Genomic DNA, 9,476 nt, shown 5'->3' on the forward strand with positions numbered 1-9,476 from the left:
ACACTTAAAATAAAGTGTATTAAATGAAATCTCAAAGGTTGATTTTCTTGTTTGAGTTTAATTAATTGAGCCAGTTCTCGACTTTAACTTCTGATCTTTAATGTTCTATGGAAGGCGTTACGAAAAATCATTAAACAATTTAAAAAGATGTAAATAGAAAAATTCTATTAAGCTGTTCATCCGGATGAGTGAAGAAATTTCAGACTTTCAAAAATCTGGTAAATTTATTATTAGTATTTCAAAAAATATTCTTACCGATTTTTCATAATTTTCAGGTAGTTTTCTGTTGATTAAAAAAAGACCGAAGCTTTTCACCGCTTCGGTCACTCTGTTGTGATAACAAATAGGTTTTATTTACCAACCGTAAAAACGGTTCCACTTATCTTTGACTTCAATGTCACCGTCGACGACATAATAACAAGGATGTTGTGCGCCGGTCGGACAAGCATGGTTAGGTAAAATTCTCAAACGCGTTCCGATCGGGAATTTTTTAGGATCAAAATTAATTCCGTTTCTAGCAGAAATAATTCCATGCTCCTGATTGGCTCCGCTCACCCATAAACCCTCCAGAATATTTCCGTTGATGTCACAGACCAGTCCGTAACCTTGATCAATTTTTTGGTTGGCCGTTCCTCGGTCGCGTGATAATGCCATCCATCCGCCGTCAGTAATGACCCATCCCTTTTCGAGCTGATGACCAATCACAGTGACCAAAAGCGAAATGGCGATGTCTGTCGGTTTGCAGATTCCAACACCGGCTTGAAAGAGGTCAAAAAAGACATATACGCCGGCTCTGAGCTCAGTAACCCCGGTTAAATCCTCGTCTGTAAGCGCCGTTGGCGTAGAACCCACAGAAACAATTGAAATCTCAAATCCGGCCTCTCTAAGCATCTTGGCAGCCTGGCAGATACCATCTCTTTCACCGCGAGATCGTTCCAAGAGGGCTTCGTGTGTATCGACATCATACGAGCCGCCGGCATGGGTCAAAACGCCGACAAGCTTCGCAGGAGCCTTCAGTGCCTTGGCAACTTGTACAATTTCTGGGCTCTGAGGGGTTAAGCCTGAGCGATGACCGTCGCAGTCAATTTCAATCAACACTTTGATTTCTAAGGATTCTTTTTGACAAAATTCTGAGACAGCTTGCGCAGCTTCGATATTGTCTAAGATGATTTTCAGATCAACGCCTTGTCGGATCAACGCAGCAACACGGTACAGCTTTTGCGGAGCAATGCCAACGGCATAGATCATGTCTTTGATGCCGTGAGCGGCAAATTCTTCCGCTTCTTTCAATGTCGAAACGGTTGCTGGACCTTCCGGAGTCCAGATTTGACGCTTGGCGACCTCCCAACACTTACTTGTTTTTAGGTGTGGTCTTAAGGTTACACCCAGACTTTTAGCCTTATCGCGCATGCGGGCGATGTTGGTATTCATTTTTGATTCTTCGAGAATAAGTGCTGGTGTATCAATGGTGTTGAGATTCATAGCTTTCTCCAATACTAAGACTCCCTCATCGTACTACGCTTTGCGTTTTCAGTTTGGACTTCTTTTTCTGAGAAGCCGTTAAATTGAAACTTTTTTGAACGAGTTCAGAGAGTTTTTCGTCAAAATCTTCCTGTTCATCCAAAATGACACTGAGCCATCTTTTTTTGTTCATGTGGTAGGCGGGCAAAAACACTTCGGTTTGAGATAGCGCCTCACGATCTTCGTCGGTGCATTTCAGGTTGACGATATCCAATTCGCCGTACGCGCCGATTTTTAACTTTTTGGCGTCAACCGACATCACAATGGCAAACCACTTTAGGTTGTCTTTGCGTCGAAATACTGCCGTAACAAAACCGCCTGCAAAAGGATAGTCCGGTTCAATTCCAAAACGGTCAAGAATCATTCGGAAAAAGTCTTCTCGGATCATGTTTGATTCAACCCAGTTTTTAGTTTTCCATTCTAACAATGCTATTAATAATAGTAAGTTATCAGTGTTTCAAGCTTTAAAATAAATTAGAACACTATTAAGATAATATTATTTTCTTGTTTATAACTCCTGGCATTGGTACGATTGCGAAAGGAGTTTTTATGACGGTTTTAGTTGCACTGGATTCCTTCAAAGGATCTTTGTCTGCCAGGGAGGCTTCAGAGGCTCTGGCCAAAGGGATACGTTCAGAAAGACCGGACGAGAAAGTGATCGTTTTGCCGGTTGCCGATGGCGGAGATGGTCTCATTGATTGTCTCAAGGATGATCTTTTGGCTGACGGTTGGCAAGTCAAAACGGTATTGGTTTCAGGCCCCTATGGGCAAAACGTTGAGGTTCCCTATTTAGCCAAAGGCGATTGTGCCGTTATTGAAATGGCCACTTGCTGTGGTCTGACATTGGTGCCGAAAGAGCAAAGACGTGTGATTTTTGCCTCGTCTTATGGTTTAGGTGAGGTGATTAGGGACGCGTATTTTAATGGCGCTCGACAGATTCATATCGGATTAGGGGGAAGTGCAACCAACGACTTGGGCCTTGGATGCATGCAAGCTCTTGGAGTCAAATTTTTCGACGCTGACGGTAAACCGATCACCGATCACATCTCTGCCAATGATTTCTCCAAAATCGCTCGTCTTGACACCAACGATTTTTCGGATCGTTTTAAAGATATAAGCGTTTGGGCGGTCTGTGATGTGAATAATCCTCTGTTGGGGCCGACGGGAGCAACCGCTGTTTTTGGACCGCAAAAGGGAGTTCAAGGTGACGACCTTAGCCGAATGCAATCCGGTATGGCTTGGGCCGCAACTATTCTGACCGAACATTTTTTAAAGGATTTCAGCCAATCCATCTCTTCCGGTGCTGCCGGCGGCATGGGAGCCGCTTTAATGTGGTTTTTTGGAGCCACAAGGCTCAAAGGGATCGATGCCGTGTTGGATATGATCGGTTTTGACAGGATTCTGAAACGGTCGGACTATGTTTTAACCGGAGAAGGCTCGTTTGATGAGCAATCTTTATCCGGTAAAGCGCCTAGCGGCGTACTTGATCGGACAAGCAGGATCAATAAGCCGACTTTTCTTGTCGCGGGTTCTTTGAAAATTACCATTGACCGTTGTAAAGAGTTGGGGTTTGCCAATGCATACGATCTTTTGTCCAGATCAAGTGGATTGACCGATAGCCTTCAAAAGGCAGAAGAGCTATTGACTCAGATCGGTCGTCAATGGGCTAAAACCTATTTATAAGATTGTAAAAAACAATTGATTTAATATTAAATTAATTTTATTTTAAGATTGGATTAGCATTATGATTATTGCAGTGGCCAATACAAAAGGCGGTACCGGTAAAACAACGACTGCGGTTCAGCTCGCGCTTTATCGTCAAAGTTTGGGGCATGAGGTTTGGTTGGTGGACGGCGATGAACAACAATCCGCTTTGACGGCGGTGAGCATTCGTTCTGAAAATAATGTAAAACCGGCCTTAGCCTGTTCGGCTTATTCGGATGCGCGTACACTCAAGTCCCAAATTGAAACTCAAGTCAATAAATGGGAAGACATCATTATTGATGTGGGTGGTCGCGATACCGGAGCACTGCGTGCGGCCTTATTGGTTTGCGATATTTTGCTTGTGCCCGTGCAGCCAAGAAGCTATGACGTTTGGGCGCTCTCTAAATTAGAAGACATTATTCGGGACGCACGCGATATCGGAGCTGATTTTGATGCTTATTGTTTCTTGTCCTGCGCAGATAGCCAGGGGGCGGATAATCAAGAGGCGGCAGAAGTGATGAAGCAGTGCGAAGAAATGCGCTTTTTAGACAAAGCGATCGGCAGACGCAAGGCTTTTGCAACAGCGGGCGGTGCCGGACTCAGCGTTTTTGAATTACGTCCTAAAGATGCCAAGGCCTGCTCTGAATTAAAAGCACTGGCCGATGCCATTTATAATCTTTAATTGCTATTTATATAAATGTATTTTAATATTAAAATAAGTTTTTATTAATAGCGTTTTTGAGGATTGTTATGGCCATCACGATGTTGCGTAAGAAGCCGGCCGGCGAAATCAAGGAACTTGATGAAAAGGCAGTGGATGATTTTTTGGATTCTGCCTCTCATGTGAAAAAAGAAGCGGTATCTAAGAAAAAGAAGCAAATTACGCTCACTATTTCAGAATCCCTTTTGCATTCCGTTGATGAGGCTGCGCATGAACTGGGACTCTCCCGTGCCGCTTATATTAACGCGGCAGTTTCCACTGCCTTAAAAAACGGTTTAACCCGTTAATGCCTTTCCTTCTAGCCGCCCGAACAATATCGGGCGGTCTTCTATCTGGCTCCACCCAATAATTCCATTATTAGGCAATACGTTGCATTCTTCGGGCAGGCGCTCCATTTTTCTCTTTGCTACATTACCTGGTAACAATGATTAGGAGAGTTATGCGATGAACATTAAGAAACTGGTACTGGCATTATCTTGTGCATCCTTGATGGCTGTCGTGCAAGCGGCGGATACCGATCGACACTATCCTGCGCCATCGACAGTCAGCGAACAAATGGCCGCTTTGGTGAATGCTCCGGCTCCGGCCCTCTGGTACTCCGATCCGAAAACACTTCAAGATTGGGAGCAAATGGCAGGCAGTTACGCAAAGGCCGCGGGAGAGGCGGCTTCAAAAACAGCGGCCGATAGAGGTGTTAAGGTTGAGAGCTCTAAGCTGGCAGGCGTTCCGGTTTTCACTTTAACGCCTAAGAAAATTGACGAGAATAAAAAGGATAAAGTCATTTTTTATATACATGGTGGTGGCTATGTCTTAGGTCACGGTGTCTCAGGGATCACCGAAGCGATCCCGATGGCCGCACAGAATCACTATAAGGTGATTTCGGTGGACTACCGCATGGCTCCACAGCATCCGTTTCCGGCAGCCATTGACGATGCCTTTGCAGCTTATAAAGAAGTGGTTAAACAGTATGGCGCTGAAAACATTGCTGTATTCGGAACTTCAACCGGTGGTGCGATGACATTGATTTTGGGTTTGCAGGCTCACGCAGAAGGGCGACAGATGATGCCGGCCGCCTTAATTGCCGGTACGCCATGGGCTGATTTAGATAAGATCGGGGACAGCTACGTTGTCAACGAAGGTGTGGATAATGTATTGGGCACCTACGATCACCTCATTCGCGCATCCGCCCAAGTTTACGCCGATGGACATGATTTAAAAGATCCATTGATTTCTCCGGTCTATGCATCAGATTCAGTTTTGAAGGATTTCCCGCCGACATTATTGGTTTCTGGAACACGAGATCTTTTCTTAAGCAATACGGTCAGAATGCACACGCGTCTTTTAGCCAATCGTGCGCCGGCTGAGTTGATTGTGTACGAGGCGGTGTCGCACGCTCAGTACTATTTTGATACTAATGCTCCCGAGACGCGTCAACATTATCAATTCTTGGATGATTTTTTAGCACGCGTCTGGAAACAAAAATAGCTAAATTAAAGTGTCCCATCTTGTATAGTTAGCACTATTGTTCATAGAGAGAAAAAAAAGATGACAGTCTCCTTTGATGTACTTCTGTGGGATGTGGATGGGACACTTTTAGATTTTTTGGCAGCAGAAGACATTTCCATTCGATCGCTTTTTCACGATTTCAAAATCGGTGAGTGCACCGATGAAATGATTAGCCGCTACAGTCAAATCAATGCCTCCTATTGGAAAAAGTTAGAAAAGGGAGAAATGACGCGAGCCGAGATTTTGGTTAAGCGTTTCGAAACTTTTTTTGTAGAAATAGGCGCACATGACGTTGATTGTCAGGCTTTTGATCGTGCCTATCAAAAACGATTGGGAGAAACCGTAGTTTTTAGGGATGACAGTTACCAATTGGTGTCATTGTTAAAAGACAGAATTCCTCAATACGCTGTCTCGAATGGAACGGTTGTGGCGCAAACGGGCAAACTGACAAAGTCCGGACTAATTAAACTTTTTGACGGTGTCTTTTTGTCCGAACACCTGGGCTGTGAAAAGCCATCGGCGTTATTTTTTGACAAAGTTTTCGCATCCATCCCTGCGGTCGATCGCCAGCGAGTCCTGATTGTGGGCGATTCTTTAAGCAGTGATATTTTGGGGGCAAAAAATGCGGGTATTCAATCGTGTTGGTATAACCCGTTTCATGCTGCCAATCAGTCAAATATCACCCCTGATTTTGAAATCGATAATCTGCAAAGTATTCCAAAACTGATTGGTATTGAAAACAATTAAAATAATCGTTAAACAATATTATTTATATATTTATAAAATATTAAAATAATATTAAACTAATTTGTTTTCTAGTCTTTTAAAATCAGCATTTCCCATGGATCAGGAGGTCTTGTATTTGTTAATAACAAAGCCCAAAATGGAGAGTGTCTGCAAAACCATCATTAAGGAGCAAGGTTATGTCCGAACAACGGCTGCGTGAAGGTGCAAGAGCTTTTGCTGAAAAAGTCTTTAACGACATTCGGGAATTTTCCAAGGATCCTGTCAGAGGGATCTCCCGTCAAGGTTACGGACCATTAGAAAATCAAGCTCACGAGTATCTCAAAACAATCGCTCGAGAACTCAATCTGGAGATCAAGGTTGATCGTTGCGGCAATTTGTTTTTAACTTTGCCGGGTACAGATCGTTCACTGCCGTGTTACATGACCGGATCGCACGCCGACAGCGTGCCTCAGGGTGGACATTATGATGGCTTGGCCGGTGTTGTAGCTGCGATTACCACTCTTTGGTGGATGAGAAAAATTGGTTATCAACCTAAACGTGACGTGACGATGGTCGTCTTTCGTATGGAAGAAAGTTCATGGTTTGGTAAAGCGTATGTCGGATCGCTGGCAATGGCAGGACAATTGACCGCCGAAGATCTTGCACTGAAACACCGTACGAAGGATCAAACTTTGGCTGAGGCCGTACGTGAAGCGGGCTTCAATCCCGATGATATGATTCGCACGGATCCGGCCATTGATTTTTCAAAGATCGCCGCCTTCACGGAATTGCACATTGAGCAAGGTCCGACATTGGACTCTCAAAAGAAAGCCCGCGTGGGGATTGTCACGGGAATTCGTGGCAATTTACGGCATAAGACCTGCCGCTGTATCGGTGTGACAGCCCACTCGGGAGCGGTCGATAAACAGTATCGCCATGACGCTGTGATGGCCATGAGTGATCTCATGATGAAAATGGAACGTCACTGGGCGGAGTGGCTTGTCCGCGGTGAAGATTTGGTTTTCACCGTAGGTGTTTTTAACACGGCGCCTTCTGCGGCGATTGCGATTATTCCGGGAGAGGTCAGCTTTAGCGTGGATATGCGAAGTCTTTCCATGGACACTCTTGATCGCTTCCACAAACTGTTGGTTGCTGAAGCCAATGCGGTCGGTGCTGACCGTGGCGTGAGTTTTGAATTTGACCGCACTTTAGTCTGCAAAGCCGCCCAAGTTGACCATGAACTGTTTGAGCACTTAAAGGCCGCAGCGAAAGATGCAGGGATTGAAGTGATGGACATTCCCAGCGGTGCCGGTCACGATTCAGCCGTTATGGCTGACATGGATGTCCCTATTACGATGATTTTCGTCGCCAATCAGGACGGCTCTCACAATTGGAAAGAAAAAATGAAGTTGGATGACTTCATGTTGGGCACGGAAGTTCTTTTCACAGCTATTTCCACGTACGATAAATAATAGGTTTAGTTAATGCCGGGGGCTGCCAAATTAATTTTGGCGGCCCTTTTTAGATAAGGAAGATGGTCGTGCCGACGTGTAGTCGTTTAATTGCTCTGGATACTGAAACAACAGGTCTTTATCCTCAATGCGGTGATCGTTTAATTTCCATTGGTTGTGTTGAGATATTGACAAACGGGGAACCGGGGGCAAGTTACCACCAACTCATTAACCCGCAACGCCCTGTTAGTGTCGGGGCACAGCGAGTGCACGGCTATTCGTGGGAGATGTTGAAATCGCAGCCCCGATTTGTCGATATCGCCGACGATTTTTTAAATTTTGTCGAGGGAGCCACTCTTGTTATCCACAACGCTCGTTTCGATATTGGCTTTTTGAATGCTGAACTGGCTATTGTCAACAGAGGCTGTATGGCGGACTACTGTGAAGGTGTGATCGACACTTTGTCGCTTGCCCGACAAAAGCGTCCCGGTAAGCCTGCATCCCTTGATGCGCTTTGTAAAGCGTTTAATATTGACGCCTCCGGCCGCACACTGCACGGCGCTTTAATTGACTCGATGCTTTTAGTTCAAGTTTATAATTCGCTCACTAAGTTACCTTAGCTCTATTGCTTGCCAACCATGACTCGATCCATAAAACTTGCCGCCGTTCTTTTTGCCTTTGTTCCCGCGCTTGGCTTCTCGCAAGGCAATACGGTTAACGACTCTTTTAATAAAGCTAAACAACTTCTTGAAAGACAGGTTTATTTTGATCATCGGGTAACGCTTTATTGCGGGGCAAGCTTTGACGCCAAGAAAAATGTCACTTTGCCTGAAGGCTTCATTGCGACCAAGCATCAAAAAAGAGCGGAAAAAGTCGAGTGGGAACATGCGGTGGCGGCAGAAAATTTCGGTCGCGCCTTTAAAGAATGGCGAGAAGGGGATCCGGTCTGCGTAAATAACAAAGGCAAAGCTTATAAGGGGCGTCGCTGTGCCGAGCGCGCCAACCAAGAGTACCGTTTTATGCAAGCTGATATGTATAACCTCTATCCTGCGATCGGTGCTGTTAACGCCGCCCGACAAAATTACAATTTCCAAATGCTACCCCATGCTAAAAGTGATTTTGGCACTTGTGAAATGAAAATTGACGGTAGACGCGCAGAGCCGCCGGAGCGGGCTCGCGGTCAAATTGCTCGAACTCATCTTTACATGGCGGCATCGTACCCAAGATTCCGTTTAAGCAATCAGCAGCGCCAACTGATGAGCGCGTGGAATAAGATGTACCCGGTTGACGCCTGGGAATGTAAACGAGCCCAACGTATTGAAAAAATTCAAAAAAATACGAATGAATTTGTGAAGCAACCGTGTATTGAAGCCGGTCTATGGGATCAAAAATAGTCTTTTTTTACTTCGATTTATCAGAATGCCCATCGTAACATACTGTTGCGGTTTTCCTTTGCGCATTTTCTCCGTCCGTTGTATTTTGAAATTAAAGGAAAATGATTCTTTATAAGGGCGATGGGTATGATGCATCATGTTTTCGGACCTCATTTTTTGGGTGCTCCGCTTTTCCCCGGTGTTCCTAATTTAGTTTTGTTTATTCTTTTAGGATTGGGAGTCTGGTATTTTTTGAAAAGAGATAAACAAACAGAGTCGCAGGCCCCGCATTCCAAAGATTCAAGCATTAGTGAAACTCAAGACTTGCGCGATGAAATTAATCAATTGAAAAAAGAGAATGCTTTGTTGCGCGAACTTTTAAAAAGAGACCTTGAGAAAAAATAAGATGTCTGTTTTTACCGCGAGTTCCGTAAAGCCCCGGCATTCATGCCGAGGATATAAGGAACGCCAATA

11 protein-coding genes are annotated in these 9,476 nt (G+C 44.8%); 9 read left to right on the plus strand and 2 right to left on the minus strand.

Going from position 1 to position 9,476, the window contains the following annotated elements; genetic code table 11:
* Positions 1 to 354 precede the first annotated feature (354 nt).
* A complete protein-coding gene (locus tag M3080_RS06820; protein WP_249092450.1) occupies positions 355 to 1,482 on the minus strand; it encodes a DSD1 family PLP-dependent enzyme in 1,128 nt (375 codons plus the stop codon).
* A gap of 25 nt (positions 1,483 to 1,507) precedes the next feature.
* Positions 1,508 to 1,909: an MmcQ/YjbR family DNA-binding protein gene (locus M3080_RS06825; RefSeq protein WP_249092451.1), complete on the minus strand. Its 402-nt coding sequence runs from the start codon at positions 1,907 to 1,909 to the stop codon at positions 1,508 to 1,510.
* A 161-nt stretch (positions 1,910 to 2,070) separates the two neighbouring features.
* On the opposite strand from M3080_RS06825, the gene M3080_RS06830 reads away from it, so the two are divergent.
* The 9 genes from M3080_RS06830 to M3080_RS06870 all read left to right on the plus strand — a co-directional run bounded on the left by M3080_RS06830 (position 2,071) and on the right by M3080_RS06870 (position 9,407).
* Positions 2,071 to 3,204, plus strand: coding sequence for a glycerate kinase (locus M3080_RS06830; protein ID WP_249092452.1), 1,134 nt, complete (start codon positions 2,071 to 2,073; stop codon positions 3,202 to 3,204).
* A gap of 61 nt (positions 3,205 to 3,265) precedes the next feature.
* Positions 3,266 to 3,907, plus strand: coding sequence for an AAA family ATPase (locus tag M3080_RS06835; protein ID WP_249092453.1), 642 nt, complete (start codon positions 3,266 to 3,268; stop codon positions 3,905 to 3,907).
* A 68-nt stretch (positions 3,908 to 3,975) separates the two neighbouring features.
* Positions 3,976 to 4,233: a plasmid segregation protein ParG gene (locus tag M3080_RS06840; protein ID WP_022473387.1), complete on the plus strand. Its 258-nt coding sequence runs from the start codon at positions 3,976 to 3,978 to the stop codon at positions 4,231 to 4,233.
* A gap of 157 nt (positions 4,234 to 4,390) precedes the next feature.
* On the plus strand, positions 4,391 to 5,431 hold the full coding sequence (locus M3080_RS06845; RefSeq protein ID WP_249092454.1) for an alpha/beta hydrolase: 1,041 nt from the start codon (positions 4,391 to 4,393) through the stop codon (positions 5,429 to 5,431).
* A 60-nt stretch (positions 5,432 to 5,491) separates the two neighbouring features.
* Positions 5,492 to 6,199, plus strand: coding sequence for a YjjG family noncanonical pyrimidine nucleotidase (locus M3080_RS06850; protein ID WP_249092455.1), 708 nt, complete (start codon positions 5,492 to 5,494; stop codon positions 6,197 to 6,199).
* 176 nt (positions 6,200 to 6,375) lie between these two features.
* Positions 6,376 to 7,650: a hydantoinase/carbamoylase family amidase gene (locus M3080_RS06855; RefSeq protein ID WP_249092456.1), complete on the plus strand. Its 1,275-nt coding sequence runs from the start codon at positions 6,376 to 6,378 to the stop codon at positions 7,648 to 7,650.
* Between the two features lie 68 nt (positions 7,651 to 7,718).
* Positions 7,719 to 8,249 carry a DNA polymerase III subunit epsilon gene (dnaQ, locus tag M3080_RS06860; protein WP_249092457.1) on the plus strand — a complete coding sequence of 177 codons (531 nt, stop codon included), beginning with the start codon at positions 7,719 to 7,721 and terminating at the stop codon, positions 8,247 to 8,249.
* An 18-nt stretch (positions 8,250 to 8,267) separates the two neighbouring features.
* The gene (locus M3080_RS06865) at positions 8,268 to 9,023 is read left to right on the plus strand and encodes an endonuclease (protein ID WP_249092458.1); all 756 of its coding nucleotides are present in this window, start codon (positions 8,268 to 8,270) and stop codon (positions 9,021 to 9,023) included.
* A gap of 126 nt (positions 9,024 to 9,149) precedes the next feature.
* Positions 9,150 to 9,407, plus strand: coding sequence for a hypothetical protein (locus tag M3080_RS06870; protein WP_249092459.1), 258 nt, complete (start codon positions 9,150 to 9,152; stop codon positions 9,405 to 9,407).
* The last annotated feature ends 69 nt before the right edge of the window (positions 9,408 to 9,476 follow it).

Origin of the sequence: Parasutterella secunda (assembly GCF_023336895.1) — a bacterium.
GTDB classification, from domain to species: domain Bacteria; phylum Pseudomonadota; class Gammaproteobacteria; order Burkholderiales; family Burkholderiaceae_F; genus Aphodousia; species Aphodousia faecalis.

Bases quoted from the DNA above. Each gene is read 5' to 3' on its own strand.
- M3080_RS06820 (WP_249092450.1), bottom strand. From the start codon at position 1,482: ATGAATCTCAACACCATTGATACACCAGCACTTATTCTCGAAGAATCA.
- M3080_RS06825 (WP_249092451.1), bottom strand. From the start codon at position 1,909: ATGATCCGAGAAGACTTTTTCCGAATGATTCTTGACCGTTTTGGAATT.
- M3080_RS06830 (WP_249092452.1), top strand. From the start codon at position 2,071: ATGACGGTTTTAGTTGCACTGGATTCCTTCAAAGGATCTTTGTCTGCC.
- M3080_RS06835 (WP_249092453.1), top strand. From the start codon at position 3,266: ATGATTATTGCAGTGGCCAATACAAAAGGCGGTACCGGTAAAACAACG.
- M3080_RS06840 (WP_022473387.1), top strand. From the start codon at position 3,976: ATGGCCATCACGATGTTGCGTAAGAAGCCGGCCGGCGAAATCAAGGAA.
- M3080_RS06845 (WP_249092454.1), top strand. From the start codon at position 4,391: ATGAACATTAAGAAACTGGTACTGGCATTATCTTGTGCATCCTTGATG.
- M3080_RS06850 (WP_249092455.1), top strand. From the start codon at position 5,492: ATGACAGTCTCCTTTGATGTACTTCTGTGGGATGTGGATGGGACACTT.
- M3080_RS06855 (WP_249092456.1), top strand. From the start codon at position 6,376: ATGTCCGAACAACGGCTGCGTGAAGGTGCAAGAGCTTTTGCTGAAAAA.
- M3080_RS06865 (WP_249092458.1), top strand. From the start codon at position 8,268: ATGACTCGATCCATAAAACTTGCCGCCGTTCTTTTTGCCTTTGTTCCC.
- M3080_RS06870 (WP_249092459.1), top strand. From the start codon at position 9,150: ATGATGCATCATGTTTTCGGACCTCATTTTTTGGGTGCTCCGCTTTTC.